Annotated in this window: 16 protein-coding genes; all 16 read right to left on the bottom strand. The window is 70.9% G+C overall.

Annotation, left to right across the window (positions count from 1 at the left end; genetic code table 11):
- Nucleotides 1-40: 40 nt before the first annotated feature.
- The 16 genes from cmk to M4D53_RS14720 all read right to left on the bottom strand — a co-directional run bounded on the left by cmk (nt 41) and on the right by M4D53_RS14720 (nt 15,008).
- Nucleotides 41-739 (bottom strand): (d)CMP kinase, encoded by a 699-nt coding sequence (gene cmk / locus M4D53_RS14795; protein WP_259954753.1) that lies wholly within the window; start codon nt 737-739, stop codon nt 41-43.
- Complete coding sequence (locus M4D53_RS14790) at nt 732-1,868, bottom strand: prephenate dehydrogenase (RefSeq protein ID WP_259954750.1); 1,137 nt, start codon at nt 1,866-1,868, stop codon at nt 732-734. The genes cmk and M4D53_RS14790 overlap by 8 nt, the downstream gene beginning before the upstream one ends.
- Nucleotides 1,865-2,662 (bottom strand): pseudouridine synthase, encoded by a 798-nt coding sequence (locus tag M4D53_RS14785; protein WP_259954748.1) that lies wholly within the window; start codon nt 2,660-2,662, stop codon nt 1,865-1,867. The genes M4D53_RS14790 and M4D53_RS14785 overlap by 4 nt, the downstream gene beginning before the upstream one ends.
- Nucleotides 2,659-3,282: an SMC-Scp complex subunit ScpB gene (gene scpB, locus M4D53_RS14780; protein WP_187661848.1), complete on the bottom strand. Its 624-nt coding sequence runs from the start codon at nt 3,280-3,282 to the stop codon at nt 2,659-2,661. The genes M4D53_RS14785 and scpB overlap by 4 nt, the downstream gene beginning before the upstream one ends.
- Nucleotides 3,272-4,147, bottom strand: coding sequence for a segregation and condensation protein A (locus M4D53_RS14775; RefSeq protein WP_259954746.1), 876 nt, complete (start codon nt 4,145-4,147; stop codon nt 3,272-3,274). The genes scpB and M4D53_RS14775 overlap by 11 nt, the downstream gene beginning before the upstream one ends.
- Entirely contained in the window at nt 4,131-4,964 is an 834-nt protein-coding gene (locus M4D53_RS14770; protein ID WP_164498181.1) for a ParA family protein, read from the bottom strand. Before M4D53_RS14770 ends, M4D53_RS14775 begins: the two co-directional genes overlap by 17 nt.
- A gap of 164 nt (nt 4,965-5,128) precedes the next feature.
- Nucleotides 5,129-6,031, bottom strand: a complete 903-nt coding sequence (gene xerD, locus M4D53_RS14765; protein WP_259954744.1) for a site-specific tyrosine recombinase XerD — start codon at nt 6,029-6,031, stop codon at nt 5,129-5,131.
- Nucleotides 6,032-6,033: 2 nt separating this feature from the next.
- Nucleotides 6,034-6,630 carry an NUDIX domain-containing protein gene (locus M4D53_RS14760; protein ID WP_259954743.1) on the bottom strand — a complete coding sequence of 199 codons (597 nt, stop codon included), beginning with the start codon at nt 6,628-6,630 and terminating at the stop codon, nt 6,034-6,036.
- Nucleotides 6,623-8,317, bottom strand: coding sequence for a CTP synthase (gene pyrG / locus M4D53_RS14755; RefSeq protein ID WP_187661851.1), 1,695 nt, complete (start codon nt 8,315-8,317; stop codon nt 6,623-6,625). Before pyrG ends, M4D53_RS14760 begins: the two co-directional genes overlap by 8 nt.
- 26 nt (nt 8,318-8,343) lie before the next feature.
- Nucleotides 8,344-10,026, bottom strand: a complete 1,683-nt coding sequence (gene recN / locus M4D53_RS14750; protein WP_187661852.1) for a DNA repair protein RecN — start codon at nt 10,024-10,026, stop codon at nt 8,344-8,346.
- On the bottom strand, nt 10,023-10,943 hold the full coding sequence (locus M4D53_RS14745; protein ID WP_187661853.1) for an NAD kinase: 921 nt from the start codon (nt 10,941-10,943) through the stop codon (nt 10,023-10,025). The genes recN and M4D53_RS14745 overlap by 4 nt, the downstream gene beginning before the upstream one ends.
- Nucleotides 10,940-11,737, bottom strand: coding sequence for a TlyA family RNA methyltransferase (locus M4D53_RS14740; protein ID WP_187661854.1), 798 nt, complete (start codon nt 11,735-11,737; stop codon nt 10,940-10,942). The genes M4D53_RS14745 and M4D53_RS14740 overlap by 4 nt, the downstream gene beginning before the upstream one ends.
- A complete protein-coding gene (locus M4D53_RS14735; protein WP_187661855.1) occupies nt 11,734-11,913 on the bottom strand; it encodes a hypothetical protein in 180 nt (59 codons plus the stop codon). Before M4D53_RS14735 ends, M4D53_RS14740 begins: the two co-directional genes overlap by 4 nt.
- Nucleotides 11,914-11,962: 49 nt before the next feature.
- Nucleotides 11,963-13,012, bottom strand: a complete 1,050-nt coding sequence (locus M4D53_RS14730) for an HAD-IIA family hydrolase (protein ID WP_396817750.1) — start codon at nt 13,010-13,012, stop codon at nt 11,963-11,965.
- The gene (locus M4D53_RS14725) at nt 13,012-13,794 is read right to left on the bottom strand and encodes a tetratricopeptide repeat protein (RefSeq protein ID WP_259954738.1); all 783 of its coding nucleotides are present in this window, start codon (nt 13,792-13,794) and stop codon (nt 13,012-13,014) included. The genes M4D53_RS14730 and M4D53_RS14725 overlap by 1 nt, the downstream gene beginning before the upstream one ends.
- Before the next feature lie 47 nt (nt 13,795-13,841).
- Nucleotides 13,842-15,008 (bottom strand): hypothetical protein, encoded by a 1,167-nt coding sequence (locus tag M4D53_RS14720; RefSeq protein ID WP_259954737.1) that lies wholly within the window; start codon nt 15,006-15,008, stop codon nt 13,842-13,844.
- Nucleotides 15,009-15,180 lie beyond the last annotated feature (172 nt).

Here is a 15,180-nt window from a genome sequence, read left to right as displayed (position 1 = left end):
CTTCTCGGCGAGCTGGTCGGGACCGCCTTCGTATTCGTCGTCAGCCACGGTGTGCTCCTCGGAGTCGTTCGATCACCGAGAGAACGGCGTCGATGGTCTGGGGGAAATCGAGTGCGGTCGAGTCGACGACCTCCACGCCTTCCGCGGCGTTGAGGAAGTCGACGACCGCGCTGTCGGAGGCGTCGCGCTTGTGCAGGGCGTGCGCGACGGCGGCGGCGTTCTCGCCTGCGAGCTCGCCCGCGCGGCGGGCGGCACGCACCTCCGGTGCGGCGGTCAGCAGGATGCGGACAGGCGCATCGGGTGCCACGACGGTCGTGATGTCGCGACCTTCGACCACCACGGCCGGGTACGGCGCCTCGGCGACCAGTGCCCGGAAGAGCTCGTTGACCTGGGTGCGCACCTCGGGCACCCGGGCCACGCCGCTCACGGCGCCGGACACGCGGGGCTCGCGGATCGCCTCCGTCACGTCCACGTCGCCGACACGTACCGTGCGATCATCCGGGTCGAGCCCGAGGCGGACCGGGAAGTCGGCGGCCGCGGCGCGTACGGCCTCCGCGTCGTCGGTGTCCGCGCCGCGATCGAGCACGTGCCAGGCGAGAGCCCGGTAGGCCGACCCGGTGTCGAGGTAGCCGAAGCCCTCGCGACGCGCGATCGCCTTGGACACGCTCGACTTGCCGGACCCGGCGGGACCGTCGATGGCGATGAACTTCGTGGCGGAGACGGTGGAAGTGTCAGTCATTGGTGTTCCCTGCGATGCGCCAGCCGCGTTCCTGGAGCCCGGTGATCGCGCCGTGCAGCGCCGCGGGGTCGACACTGATCTCGGCGAGGCCGAACTGCGCGCCGGGAGAATGCTCCAGCCGCAGGTCCTCGACGTTGACGCCCAGCTCGCCGAGCTCGCCGAACAGGCGCCCCAGCTGACCGGCGGTGTCGTCGACCATGACGACCAGTGTCTCGAAGCGTCGGTTCTGTCCGTGCTTGCCGGGGAGGCGCTCGACACCGTCGTTGCCCTGGCGGATGGTCTCCGCGAGCACGCGTCGGGCACCCGGTGCGCCCGGAGCGCGCAGCGCATCGGCGACCTCGCTCAGATCGGTCGCCAGCGCGTCGAGGATCTCGACCACGGGACCGGCGTTGGCGCCGAGGATCTGCACCCACAGCTCGGGAGCGGACGCGGCGATGCGCGTGGTGTCCCGCACGCCCTGCCCTGCCAGGCGGAGCGCGCCCTCCTCGGCCCCGGCGAGACGCCCGGCGAGGAGACTCGCGATGACCTGCGGCACATGCGAGGTGAGGGCGACGGAGCGGTCGTGCTCCTCGGGAGTCATCTCCAGCGGCATCGCGCCGACATCGAGGGCCAGCGCCTCGACCAGCGCGAGGTCCCGCGCGGTGGTGTCCTCGTCGCGGCACACGACCCACGGCCGTCCGATGAACAGGTCGGCTCGCGCCGAGATCGCCCCGCCGCGCTCCCGGCCGGCGAGCGGGTGGGAGCCGATGTAGCGGGCGAGGTTCACACCGCGGTCACGGAGCGTGCGGAACGGCTCCAGCTTCACGCTCGCGACATCCGTCACGACGGCGTCGGGGTAGCGCTCGAGCTCTGCCTGGATCACGTCGGCGGTCACATCCGGCGGCACGGCCACGACGACGAGCACCGGGGCGTCGTCATCCTGCGGAAGGCGTCCGGCGCCGTAGTCGACGGCGAGGCGCAGCTGCGCGGGGGACGCATCCGTGAGGACCACGTCGATGCCCTTCGCGCGGAGGGCGTGGCCGACGCTGGCACCGAGCAGCCCGGCGCCGACGATGCGCACGGTGCCGGACAGGCGCGGCGCGACGGCACCGGCCTTCCGCGCCGCGGGCGCACTCGTCGTCTGGGTCATTCGCTCTCCTGCTCGCCTGGCGCCTCGGCGACACCGGATTCCCGGCGCGCGAGGGTCAACAGCGCGCCGAGTTCGATTTTACTCAGTTCCCGCGTCCGGCCCGCCGGGAGGGTTCCCAGGTGAAGCGGACCGAACTGCCGCCGCACCAGTTCGGTGACCGGATGACCGACCGCGGCCATCATGCGACGCACGATCCGGTTGCGTCCCGAGTGCAGCGTGAGCTCGACGAGGCTCGAGCCCGCCGACGTGTCGAGCAGGCGGGCCTTGTCGGCGGCGATGGGGCCGTCCTCCAGCTCGATGCCCTTCGTGAGCTTCGAGATGGTCTGCGCCGTCACCGTCCCCTCCACCTTCGCGATGTAGACCTTGGTGACGCCGAAGGACGGGTGCGCGAGGACGTGCGCGAGCTCGCCGTCGTTGGTGAGCAGCAGCAGGCCGCTGGTCTCGGCGTCCAGGCGCCCGACGTTGTAGAGCCGCTCCTCGTAGTCCTTCGTGAAGCGCCGGAGATCCGGACGACCGCTCTCGTCGCGCATGCTGCTGACCACGCCCGTCGGCTTGTTCAGCATCACGTAGCGCTTGGACACGTCGAGCTGCACCGCAGTGCCGTCGACGTCGACGAGGTCGCGCTCCGGGTCGATGCGGCGGCCGAGCTCGGTGACCACCTGGCCGTTCACGCGGATACGCCCCTCGACGATGTACTGCTCGACGACCCGACGGGACGCGACGCCGGCGGCGGCCAGCACCTTCTGCAGTCGGACGCCCTCGGGGGCTGCGGAATCGTGGGCGTCGGTGGTCATCGGACCGTCCCTTCGTCGAAGCCGTCGGCGCCGTCATCGAGGAGCGGCGAGATCGGCGGAAGCTCATCCAGAGAGTTGATGCCGAGATGCTGGAGGAGCGCATCGGTCGTGCCGTAGTTGATCGCCCCGGTCTCGGAGTCGGCGAAGAGCTCGGTGATCAGGCCTCGTGCGAGGAGCGTGCGGACCACGGAGTCGACGTTGACCGCGCGGATCGAGGCGACCTGGCTGCGGGTGACGGGCTGCTTGTAGGCGATCACCGCGAGCGTCTCCAACGCGGCCTGCGAGAGCCGGGCCGGAGCCTGGCCGCCGACGAACTCCGCCACGACCGGATCCAGGTCTTCGCGGACGTAGAGCCGCCATCCGCCGCCGACCTCCCGCAGCTCGAAGCCGCGCCGCGGACCCGCGCCCCGGCCGTCGTAGTCCTCGACCAGCGACTCGACCGTCTGCCGGACGGCGGGCACCGGCGCGCCGACCGCCGCGGCGAGAGCCACCAGGCCGATCGGCTCGTCGACGATGAAGAGGATCGCCTCCACGCGCTCGCTGAGGGGCAACTCGGCACCCGTCACGGCGTCGGGCTCCTCGCGGAGCCCGGTTTCCGTCTCGGTCATGTCATCGGTCATAGTCGGCCCCCAGGGTCGCGAGTGTCTCGTCCGACCAGGAGTCGGCGGCCCAACGGAGCGTCAGCTCCCCGAGCGGTTCCAGTTGTTCGAAGGACAGCGCCGCGTGCCGGTACAGCTCCAGCACCGAAATGAAGCGGGCCACGACGATGCCCGGCTCGGTGACGCCGGCGACGAGCTCGCGGAAGCTCAGCGACTCGGTGCCGCGCAGCAGCGTGACGACGATCGCGGCCTGCTCGCGGATGCTGACCAGGGGCGCGTGCAGGTGGTCGAGCCCGACGTGCGGGATCTCCTTCGGTGCGAAGGCCAGCAGTGCCAGAGCCGCGAAGTCGTCGGTCGTGAGCGACCAGACGAGCTCGGGTGTCTGCTTCCGGTGCTTCTCCTCCAGCGGCACCGCGCGCACGTGGCGGCGGTCCTCCCGCTGCAGGCACCGTGCGAACCACGCGGAGACCTCCTTGAACGCGCGGTACTGCAGCAGACGGGCGAAGAGCAGGTCGCGCGCTTCGAGCAGGGCCACGGCCTCGGCGTCGACGAGCTCGCCCTGCGGCAGCAGACCCGCCACCTTCATGTCGAGCAGGGTCGCGGCGACGACGAGGAACTCCGACGCCTGGTCCAGCTCCTCCTCGTCCTCGAGGTCGGCCAGGTACGCGATGAACTCGTTGGTGACGGCGCTCAACGACACCTCGGTGATGTCCATCTCGTGCTTGGAGATGAGGGTCAGCAGGAGGTCGAAGGGGCCGTCGAAGTTCGACAGCGAGACCCGGAAACCGGTGTCGTCGGCGGCGGCGGACGATGACTCCGCGGCGTCGACGGCGTCGGCGAGTGCCGGGACCTCAGCGGTTCCGAGCTCGTCAGGCGACGGCGCCACGGGCGACCAGCTCCCTGGCCAGCCGCAGGTATGCCTGTGCGGCCGCGTGCTCCGGAGCGAACTCGGTGATCGGGACCCCCGAGACCGACGCATCCGGGAACTTCACGGTGCGGCCGATCACGGTCTCCAGCACGTCGTCGCCGAACGCCTCCACGACGCGTTCGAGCACCTCGCGCGAGTGCAGCGTGCGCGGGTCGTACATGGTCGCCAGCAGCCCGTCCATCTCGATGGAGGGGTTCAGGCGATCGCGCACCTTGTCGATGGTCTCGATGAGGAGCGCGACGCCGCGCAGCGCGAAGAACTCGCACTCGAGAGGGATGATGACGCCGTGCGCCGCCGTCAGCGCGTTCACGGTCAGCAGGCCCAGCGACGGCTGGCAGTCGATGAGGATGACGTCGTACTCCCCCGCCACCTGCCGGAGCACGCGGGCGAGGATCGTCTCGCGGGCGACCTCGTTGACGAGGTGCACCTCCGCGGCCGAGAGGTCGATGTTCGCGGGGAGGACGTCGAGACCGGGCACGTTCGAGTGCACGATCGCGTCGTGGGCGTCGCGCTTCGTGTCGAGCAGGAGGTCGTAGACCGTCGGCACGTCGTGCGTCTGGATGCCGAGACCGGCGGACAGGGCGCCCTGCGGGTCGAAGTCCACCGCGAGCACCTTGCGACCGTACTCCGCGAGGGCGGCGGCGAGGTTGATGGACGTCGTCGTCTTGCCGACGCCGCCCTTCTGGTTGCAGAGGGCGATGATGCGAGCGGGGCCGTGCGACTTCAGCGGCGCCGGGATCGGGAAGCCCTGATACGGACGGCCGGTGGGTCCCATGGGAGTGTCGTCGGCCTTCTGTGCCTTCGCCCTGGACTTCGCCGCTTTCTCAGCCACCGGTTCTCCTGCTCCTTCGTGCTTGCTCGATTGTAGCGGCCATGCGTTCCCCGGTCGTCCCGGCGCGCGGCGGGCCGCCTCGGGAGGAGGCGCGGATCCGCGCGGGATCAGCGTGCCCGGGGGTGCGAGGTCGCGTAGATGTCGCGGAGGGCGTCCACCGAGACGTGTGTGTAGATCTGCGTCGTCGCGACCGAGGAGTGCCCCAGCAGCTCCTGCACCACGCGCACGTCGGCGCCGCCCTGCAGGAGGTGGGTCGCGAAGGAATGCCGCAGCGTGTGCGGGGAGACCTCGGCGGTGAGCTGCGCGCGCTCCGCGGCGGAACGGATCACCAGCCAGGCGCTCTGCCGCGAGAGCGGAGCGCCCCGCGCGCCGAGGAAGAGCCGGGCCGACGCACGTCCCTTCGCCGCGAGGCCCGGGCGGACTCGGGTGAGATACGCGTCGACCGCGGCGCGGGCATACGACCCCACGGGGACGATGCGCTCATTCGAGCCCTTTCCCCGCAGGCGCAGCACCTCGCCGTGCGCCATGTCGTCGACGTCCAGACCGACAGCCTCCGACACCCGGGCACCCGTCGCGTAGAGGAGCTCCAGGAGCGCCCTGTCGCGGATGCCGAGCGGCTCCTCGGCCGACGGCGCGGCGAGCAGCCGCTCCACCTGGTCGATCGTGAGGGCTTTCGGGAGCCGGCGCGGGGTCTTCGGCGGGCGGAGGCGCCCAGTCGGATCGTCCGCCTCGATGCCCTCCCGGGCGAGGAACCGGTGCCAGCCGCGCACCGAGGACTGCAGGCGCGCCAGGCTCGTCGCCGCGGGCGGCGGCTCCGCCGAGGCACGGTCGGCGACGAAACGGTCGACCACCATGGACGTGATGTCCGCGGTGTCGTCGATCCCCTCCGCCGTGAGCCAGTCCCGGTAGCCCACGAGGTCCCGCCGGTAGGCGCCGACCGTGTGCGCGCTGAGGCCGCGTTCGATCGTCACGTGACGCAGATACGCGTCGAGGGCGCGATCGAGCAGCATCCTCAGCCTCGGTCGCGCAGCCTCTGCGCCGCGGCCAGCACGCCGATGGAGAGGATGCCGTTGCGCAGGCGTCCTGCCATCACTCCCGCGACGGCGTCTTCCAGCGGCACCCAGGCGAGCCGGATGTCCGCCTCCTCGTCCTCCCGGTCGTGCGCGGTCTCCGCGGCCGAGAGCCCGGTCGCGAGGAACACCCGGATGAGCTCGTCGTTGCCGCCGGGCGTCGTCCACGAGGACACCAGCGGCTCCCAGTGGGCGGCCACGAGGTCGGCCTCCTCCGCGAGCTCGCGACGGGCGGCCGCCATCGGCTCCTCGCCCTCGATGTCGAGGAGGCCCGCCGGCAGCTCCCAGTCGCGGTGGCGGATCGGGTGACGGTACTGCTGGATGAGCAGCACCCGCCCCTCGTCGTCCAGCGCGAGGATCGCGACGGCGCCGGGATGGGCGACGTACTGCCGCACGATCTCGCCCTCGCCGTAGCGGACACGATCGGAGCGGACGTCCCAGACGCGCCCTTCGTAGACGAGGTCGCTGCTCAGGACCTCCGGCTCGAAGGGCTCGTCGCGCAGCGACTCGTCCACAGGACCCGTCCCCGACTCACTCATCGACGGGCACGTCGAACAGCTCGCTCGCGCGGTGCCGGGCGATGGCCGCGCCGACGAGACCGCGGAACAGCGGGTGCGGGTCGGTCGGACGCGAACGCAGCTCCGGGTGCGCCTGGGTGGCGATGTAGTACGGGTGCACGTCGCGCGGCAGCTCGACGTACTCGACGAGATCCAGCTCCGGGTTGAGGCCCGAGAACACCAGACCGGCCTCCGACAGGCGATCGCGGTAGGCGTTGTTCACCTCGTAGCGGTGACGGTGACGCTCGGACACCTCGGCGGCGCCGTAGACCTCGCGCGCCAGCGAGCCCTCGGCGAGAGCGGCCTGGTAGAGACCGAGCCGCATGGTGCCGCCCAGGTCGCCGCCGTCGAGGATCTCGATCTGCTCGGCCATGGTCGCGATGACGGGCTCCGCGGTGTCCGGATCGAACTCGCTGGACGAGGCTCCGGCGATACCGGCCACGTCGCGGGCGTACTCGATGACCATGCACTGCAGGCCGAGACACAGGCCGAGGGTCGGGATCCCCTGCTCCCGGGCGAACTTCAGCGCGCCCAGCTTGCCCTCGATGCCGCGGATGCCGAAGCCGCCGGGCACGCAGATGCCGTCGAGCTCGGCCAGCTGCTCCTGCGCGCCCTCGGGCGTCTCGCAGAGGTCGGATGGGATCCAGCGGATGTTGACCTTGGTCTCCTGCGCGAAGCCGCCGGCCTTGAGGGCTTCGGTCACGGACAGGTAGGCGTCCGGCAGGTCGATGTACTTGCCGACCAGACCGATCGTGACCTCGTGCTTGGGGTTGTGCACCGCGTGCAGCACCTTGTTCCAGCGCGTCCAGTCGACGTCGTCGGCCTTCTGGTCGAGACCGAGGCGGCGCACGATGTAGGAGTCCAGGCCCTGCTCGTTGAGGGTGGAGGGGATGTCGTAGATGCTCGGCAGGTCGACGGTGTTGATGACACCCTCGACATCGACGTCGCACATGAGGGCGATCTTGTTGCGGTTGCTCGCGCTCACCGGGCGGTCGCTGCGGAGCACGAGCGCATCCGGCTGGATGCCGACCTGACGGAGCGCGGCGACCGAGTGCTGGGTCGGCTTGGTCTTCTGCTCGCCGGACGCCCCCATGAACGGCACGAGCGAGACGTGCACGAAGAACACGCTGTCGCGACCGAGCTCGTGACGCAGCTGGCGGGCCGCCTCGAGGAAGGGCTGCGACTCGATGTCGCCGACCGTGCCGCCGACCTCGGTGATGATCACGTCGGGACGCGGGTCCTCTGTGGCCTGCAGCCGCATGCGGCGCTTGATCTCGTCGGTGATGTGCGGGATGACCTGCACGGTGTCGCCCAGGTACTCGCCGCGGCGCTCCCGCGCGATCACCTGCGAGTAGATCTGACCGGTCGTGACGTTGGCCGCCTCGGACAGGTTGATGTCGAGGAAGCGCTCGTAGTGGCCGATGTCGAGGTCGGTCTCCGCACCGTCGTCGGTCACGAAGACCTCGCCGTGCTGGAACGGGTTCATGGTGCCCGGATCGACGTTCAGATACGGGTCGAGCTTCTGCATGACCACGCGGAGTCCGCGGGCGGTCAGGAGGTTGCCCAGGCTGGCCGCGGTGAGCCCCTTGCCCAAAGACGAAACGACACCACCAGTCACGAAGATGTGCTTGGTCGTGTCGTTCTTGGGCCCCGCAGAAGAAGAGTTCATCACGGGCTTCTATCCTAACAGTTCGTTCAGACGCCGAGGCTGAGAAGCTCACGGGCGTGGGTGAGTGCGGCATCGGAATCCGCGAGTCCGGAGAGCAGGCGAGCCATCTCGGCCTCGCGCTCCTCCCCGTCGAGCCGCCGCACGCTGGAGGCGGTGACGGCGCCGTCGTTCGATTTCACGACGGTCAGGTGGTTGTTCGCGAAGGCGGCGACCTGCGCGAGATGGGTGACGGCGATCACCTGCGACTTCTCGGCGAGTCGGGCGAGTCGTCGACCGACCTCGATGGCCGCGGCACCGCCGATGCCGGCGTCGACCTCGTCGAACACGAAGGTGGGAACCGGGTCGGTCGCCGCGATGACGACCTCGATCGCGAGCATCACGCGCGACAGCTCGCCGCCGGACGCACCCTTGGCGACGGAGCGGGGTTCGGCGCCGGGGTGCGGCGCGAGCAGGATGGCGACGTCATCGCGCCCGTGGGTGCTCTCGGCACCAGGCGCCACGGACACCTCCAGGCGTGCGTCCGGCATCGCCAGCGCGTGGAGCTCGGCGGTCACGGCCTCGCCGAGCCGGACGGCGGCCTCGCTCCGGGCGGCGGTGAGGGCGTCGGCTCGGGCGTCGAGCTCCGCCCTGGCCGCGTCGCGCTCGGCGGTGAGGCGTTCCAGACGCTCCCCGTCGTCGTCGAGCTCGGCCAGCCGTGCGGAACCGGTCTGCCACAGTGCCAGCGCCTCCGCCAGCGAACCGTGCTGACGGATGAGGACACCGAGCGCGGCCCGGCGTTCCTCGACGGCTGCCAGCTCGTGCGGGCCGGACTCGTCGAGGTCGGCGAGGAAGCCGGAGAGCACGCCGGCGGCGTCGGCGATCCGGTAGCCGATGTCGGCCAGGGTCTCGGCGACCTCCGCCAGCTTCGGGTCCGACACGCGCTCGATCGCTCGGCGTGCCTCCGCGACCAGCGCCGACGCATCGGGCTCGCCCTCCTCGTTCGAGAGGGAGCCGTGGGCCAGGGCGGCCGCGAGCCGCAGCTCCTCCGCGTTCGCGAGGCGTTCGGCGCGGGCCGTCAGCTCCTCATCCTCACCCTCTTCGGGAGCGGTGGCTTCGATCAAGGCCAGGTCCTCCCGCAGCCGGGCGGCCTCCTCGGCGCGCCGGTCGCGGTTCGCGGTGATGTCGACGATCTCGGCGTCGAGCGTGCGCCAGTGCTCGAACGCGGCCTGATACTCCTCCAGCGCCCGGGCGATGGCCTCGCCGCCGAAGCGATCGAGGGCGTCGCGCTGCGCGGCCGCCGATCGCAGCCGCAGCTGCTCGGACTGTCCGTGCACCACGATGAGCTCGTCGGCGAGCGAGGACAGCACACCCGCCGGTGCGGCGCGGCCGCCGACGCTCGCACGACTGCGGCCTTCGGCGCTGAGGGTGCGCGAGACGTACAGCTCCGCAGTCCCGGCGCCTGCCGGCTCCAGCTCTCCCCCGGCCTCGGCGACGATGTCGGCGACCTCACCGGTCTCCGGCACGATCCACACACCGGCCACCGACGCCTGCGCCGCGCCCTTGCGCACGGCGCCGGAGTCGGCGCGCTGTCCGAGAAGCAGGCCGAGACCGGTGACCACCATGGTCTTGCCCGCTCCGGTCTCGCCGGTGATGGCCGTGAAGCCGGGCCCGAGCGGCAGGACGGCATCGGCGATCACGCCGAGCCCCTGCATGCGCATCTCCTCGATCATGCCTCGCTCCTCCGTTCCTGTCCGCGCCATCCCTCGACGGGCAGCTGGAACTTGCGGACGAGACGATTCGTGAACGCGGTGGGGTGCAGTCGCGCGAGGCGGACCGGGCGCGATGAGCGACGGACGACGACGCGGGCACCCGGCGGAAGGTCGTGGGAACGACGGCCGTCGCACCAGAGGATGCCGGAGCCGTCCGTCCGCTCCAGCATCTCGATCGCCACGGCCGCGTCGGGGCTCACCACGAGCGGCTTGGCGAAGAGGGCATGGGCCGACAGCGGGACGACGGCGATGGCCTCGACCGTCGGCCAGATGACCGGGCCGCCGGCGGAGAAGTTGTAGGCGGTCGAGCCGGTCGGGGTGGAGACGACCATGCCGTCGCAGCCGAAACTCGACAGGGGGCGCCCGTCGATCTCGAGCACCACCTCGATCATGCGCTCCCGGCTCGCCTTCTCGACGGTCGCCTCGTTCAGAGCCCAGGTCTCGAAGACGACGTCGCCCGAGGCGTCCTTCACCCGCACCGACAGCGCCAGGCGCTCCTCGACCTCGTAGTCGCGGGCGATGACGCGGCGCATCGCGTCGTCCATGTCGTCCCGGTCGATCTCCGCGAGGAAGCCGACGTGGCCCATGTTGATGCCGAGCACCGGGGCGCCGCTGTCGCGGACGAGTTCCGCCGCACGGAGGATCGTGCCGTCGCCGCCGAGCACGATCGCGAGCTCGAGGGACGCCGGACCGGCGGAGGCATCCAGCACCTCGACGTCCGCGAAGAACGCATCGACCGCGGAGAGCTCCGCGTGGTCGTCGGCCGCCAGGACGGGGCGCACTCCCGCGCCGCGGAGGGCGTCGATCACCCGGCGGGCGGCCGCGACGGTGTCGACGCGACCCGCGTGGGCGACGACCAGGATCCTGCGCTCGTTCATCGTCCCCCTGCCAGCCGGTTGATGGTGTCCATCCATTCTGTCGGATTGCTGCCGCCGCCCGGCACGAGGTGGACGAGATACTCCGCATTGCCGTGGGTTCCGAGGATCGGGGAAGAGACGATCCCCGCCATCCCCATCCCCGCGTCCCACGCGCTCCACGCCACCCGGGCGACGGCATCGGCACGGGTGGCGGGGTCGGTGACGAGACCGCCGCGCACCGCCGTCCGGCCGACCTCGAACTGCGGTTTGACGAGCAGCAGGACATCGGAACCCGGCGCCGCGACGGCGACCACCGCGGGGAGCACGAGCTCGAGCGAGATGAAGGAGAGGTCGCCCACCACCAGGTCGGGCGAGGCGGACTCCCCCGTCGCCGCGGCGAGACTGTCACGGGTCATGTGCCGCACGTTGAAGCCCTCGACCGCGGTGACACCGGGGTCTGCCGCGATCGACGGGGCGAGCTGGCCGTGACCGACGTCCACAGCGAGCACGCGCCGCGCGCCGCGCTCCCGCAGCACCTGCGTGAAGCCGCCGGTCGAGGCTCCCATGTCGAGCACGAGGCGCCCCTGCACGGGAATGGTGAAGCCGTCGAGCCCGGCGATGAGCTTGTGCGCGCCGCGGCTGACGTAGTGGTCGGCGCCGGCCACCGTGATCGTGTTCTCCTCGCCGACCGCGGTCGAGGCTTTGACGACCGGGCGACCGTCGACGCTCACGAGACCGTCGGCGATGAGGGTGGCGGCGTGCGTGCGCGAACGGGCGAGTCCTCGGGAGGCGAGGGCGGCGTCGAGTCGCGTCATCGTGGTCCCGGAGTCTCCCGCTGTTCCAGCCGGGATCCGCTCTCGAGCCGTCGAGAGAGTTCGTCGTGCAGGGCCGAGTACAAGTCCGCGCGTGCGGAGAGCGGCTGACCTTCGATCAGGCGCAGACGACTCCACAGGCCGTCCGTCGGCGCGCTGGTCGTCGTCTCGTCACTCACGCTTCCACTGTACGCGGCGCCGCCGACGGCCGACGGCGCCACGCGTGGCTCAGGGGCGGTGGAACGGGTCGGCGTACAGCCGTTCGGGAACCCGCAGCACGAACACCGGCGTACCGGACGCCCAGATGGCCGCGGCGCCGGCGCGGAGGAGGTCGAGCTGCTCGCCGGACTCGGCGACGATCTCGACGTCCGCTCCGTGGACGCGGACGGCGGCACCGTTCACGTCGAACACGCCGTCGGTCACGACGGGCTCGGGATACGGCTCATGCAGGCCACGCAGATCACCGAGGATGTAGGTCGGGCGTGAACCTTCCGGCGCGGCGAGGACGTGCTTGGGACGGTCGATGCCGGTCAGCACGAGCGCGGACTCGATGCCGGCGCGGCTGGCGCCCATGATGTCGGTGTCCAGGCGGTCGCCGATGAACAGAGCCTTCGCGGCGCCGAAGCGGGCGAGCGCCTCCTCGAAGATCGGGGTCTCCGGCTTGCCCGCCACCGTCGCCAGGCGACCGATCGCGGTGTGCACGGCGGAGACGAGGGTGCCGTTGCCGGGGGCGACGCCGCGCTCGCGCGGGATCGTCCAGTCCGTGTTCGTGGCGATCCAGGGGATGCCGCCCTCGTCCTCAGGGACCTTCAGCGCGAACGCCGCCTCGGCGAGGTCCGTCCAGGCCACCTCGGGCGCGAACCCCTGGACCACGGCCTGCGGAGCGTCCTCGGCGCTGCGCGTCACCGTGTACCCGGCCTTCTGCACCTCGTCGACGAGCCCGTCGCCGCCGACGACGAGGATGGTCGCCGGCGCGGGAACGATCCCGGACAGCAGACGCATCGCGGCCTGCGGGCTCGTGACGACGTCCTGCGGAGCGACGTCGAGCCCGAGACTCGTGAGATGAGCCGCCACGGAGGCGTCCGTGCGCGAGGCGTTGTTCGTGATGTAGCCGAGACGCACCGCGTGCGCCGCAGCGTTCAGGCTCTCGACCGCGTGCGGCAGAGCCCCCGGACCGGCGTAGACGACGCCGTCGAGATCAGCGAGGACGGTGTCCAAGCCCTCGAGAGGCGTCCGTCCCGCTCGAGACCTCCGTGCCTTGGGTGTGAAGAGCCCCACTACGCCTCCGGCTTCTCGGATGCGGAGGGCGAGTCGTCCTCCGTCTCGTCGTCCTCGCCGAGCAGCTCGCGCACCTCGTCCTCGATGGACGGCTCGGCGGGCTCGGGGGTCTCGTTCGTGTCGGAGGAGGACGAGTCGTCCCCGGTCTCCGGGTCGGAAGCCTCTTCTTCCTCGGAGTCGGTGTCGTCGGCGGAGTGCTCCTCCTCGTCGGAGAACTCGTCCTCGACGAGACCGTCCTCGACGTAGAGCTCCTCGTCGCCGGCCTCATCCACACCGAGAGCTTCCGCGGCGACCTCGGCGCGGTGCGCCCAGAACTCCGCCTCGTCCGTGCGGCCGAGATCTTCCAGGACGGCAGCGCGCGCGGCGAAGAGCGCGGGGCTCCACTCGAACGCGCGATCCGGGTCGAGCTCCGGGATCTCGAGCTCCCCGAGGGCCAGCTCCAGGTCGCCCTGGTCCAGCCGGGCACCCGACATCGCGATCGCGAGAGCCACGCGCACGGGGGTGGTCAGAGCCGATCGGTCCACGGCGCGGCCGGTCTCGAGGGCGCGGTCGGGACGTCCGATGCCTCGCTCGCTGTCGACCATGAGGGCGATCTGGTCGTCCTTGCCGGAGATCCGGCGATAGGTGCGGAGCTCCCGCAGGGCCAGGGCGAAGTCACCCGTCGCGTAGGCGGTGATGCCCAGGGTCTCCCGGACGATCGCGATGCGCCCTGCACGACGTGACGCCGCGAGTGCGTGCTCGTGCGCCAGGGTCGGGTCCTCGTCGATCAGCCGAGAAGCCATCGCCAGATGCCGAGCGACGAACTCCGCGTTCTCCTTGCTGAGCGTCTTCAGCTCGTTGCGCGCGGAGGGGTGCAGGTCGCGCGCCGTGACATCCTCCGGGACGCGGGGCTCGTCGAACCGCGGACGCTCGCTCGCCGCGTTGGCAGGACGCTCCCGCCCCGCACCGCCGCGCTGCGGGAAGGACCGAGACCGGTCACTCCCCCGCTCCCGGTCGAATCCGCCCTCGCGGCGCGGAGCGCTGTCACGATTGTTGTACCCGCCTTCACGACGCGGGGCACCACCGTCACGGTTGTACCCGCCCTCACGGCGCGGGGCACCACCGTCACGGTTGTACCCGCCCTCACGGCGCGGGGCACTGTCGCGGTTGTAACCACCTTCACGACGCGGGGCACCACCGTCACGGTTGTACCCGCCCTCGCGACGAGGGGCACCACCATCGCGGTTGTACCCACCCTCACGACGCGGGGCACCACCGTCACGGTTGTAACCGCCTTCACGACGCGGAGCGCTGTCGCGGTTGTAACCGCCTTCACGACGCGGAGCGCTGTCGCGGTTGTACCCACCATCACGACGCGGGGCACTGTCACGGTTGTTGTAACCGCCTTCGCGACGAGGGGCACCACCGTCACGGTTGTACCCGCCCTCGCGACGCGGGGCACCATCCCGGTTGTTGTAACCGCCTTCGCGACGAGGGGCACCACCATCGCGGTTGTAGCCGCCCTCGCGACGCGGGGCACCATCCCGGTTGTTGTAACCGCCTTCGCGACGAGGGGCACCACCATCACGGTTGTAGCCACCTTCGCGACGGGGCGCACCATCACGGTTGTTGAAACCGCCTTCGCGACGCGGGGCACCACCATCGCGGTTGTAACCGCCTTCACGACGCGGAGCGCTGTCGCGGTTGTAACCACCTTCACGACGCGGGGCACCACCATCACGGTTGTAACCACCTTCACGACGCGGGGCACCACCATCGCGGTTGTAACCGCCTTCACGACGGGGCGCACCATCGCGGTTGTTGTAACCACCCTCACGACGAGGCGCACCATCATCGCGGTTGTAACCGCCTTCACGACGCGGAGCGCTGTCGCGGTAACCACCTTCACGACGGGGCGCACCATCGCGGTTGTTGTAACCACCCTCACGACGAGGCGCACCACCATCGCGGTTGTAACCGCCTTCACGCCGAGGGCTTCCGTCGCCGGAGCCGGCACGAGAACCGCCGTCGCGGTATACGGGGCGACCTCCGGAAGGACGTTCGTTGCGCTGGTTCCCGTCGTTGCGACGTGGACGGCGCTCTTCCTCTTCCGGCATGGTGCTCCCTGTTCTCTGTTCTCTTCGCTCGTAAACGCAAAATGGCCACCCAACGATGGGTGGCCATTTCGA

The sequence above is a fragment of the Microbacterium meiriae genome (genome assembly GCF_025143875.1).
Taxonomy (GTDB): domain Bacteria; phylum Actinomycetota; class Actinomycetes; order Actinomycetales; family Microbacteriaceae; genus Microbacterium; species Microbacterium meiriae.
This window is presented reverse-complemented; position numbering and strand designations above follow the sequence as displayed.

Excerpts from the sequence above, each read along its gene's own strand:
- cmk (WP_259954753.1), bottom strand. The coding sequence starts at position 739 with ATGACTGACACTTCCACCGTCTCCGCCACGAAGTTCATCGCCATCGAC.
- M4D53_RS14790 (WP_259954750.1), bottom strand. The coding sequence starts at position 1,868 with ATGACCCAGACGACGAGTGCGCCCGCGGCGCGGAAGGCCGGTGCCGTC.
- M4D53_RS14785 (WP_259954748.1), bottom strand. The coding sequence starts at position 2,662 with ATGACCACCGACGCCCACGATTCCGCAGCCCCCGAGGGCGTCCGACTG.
- scpB (WP_187661848.1), bottom strand. The coding sequence starts at position 3,282 with ATGACCGATGACATGACCGAGACGGAAACCGGGCTCCGCGAGGAGCCC.
- M4D53_RS14770 (WP_164498181.1), bottom strand. The coding sequence starts at position 4,964 with ATGGGACCCACCGGCCGTCCGTATCAGGGCTTCCCGATCCCGGCGCCG.
- xerD (WP_259954744.1), bottom strand. The coding sequence starts at position 6,031 with ATGCTGCTCGATCGCGCCCTCGACGCGTATCTGCGTCACGTGACGATC.
- M4D53_RS14760 (WP_259954743.1), bottom strand. The coding sequence starts at position 6,630 with ATGAGTGAGTCGGGGACGGGTCCTGTGGACGAGTCGCTGCGCGACGAG.
- pyrG (WP_187661851.1), bottom strand. The coding sequence starts at position 8,317 with ATGAACTCTTCTTCTGCGGGGCCCAAGAACGACACGACCAAGCACATC.
- recN (WP_187661852.1), bottom strand. The coding sequence starts at position 10,026 with ATGATCGAGGAGATGCGCATGCAGGGGCTCGGCGTGATCGCCGATGCC.
- M4D53_RS14745 (WP_187661853.1), bottom strand. The coding sequence starts at position 10,943 with ATGAACGAGCGCAGGATCCTGGTCGTCGCCCACGCGGGTCGCGTCGAC.
- M4D53_RS14740 (WP_187661854.1), bottom strand. The coding sequence starts at position 11,737 with ATGACGCGACTCGACGCCGCCCTCGCCTCCCGAGGACTCGCCCGTTCG.
- M4D53_RS14725 (WP_259954738.1), bottom strand. The coding sequence starts at position 13,794 with ATGGCTTCTCGGCTGATCGACGAGGACCCGACCCTGGCGCACGAGCAC.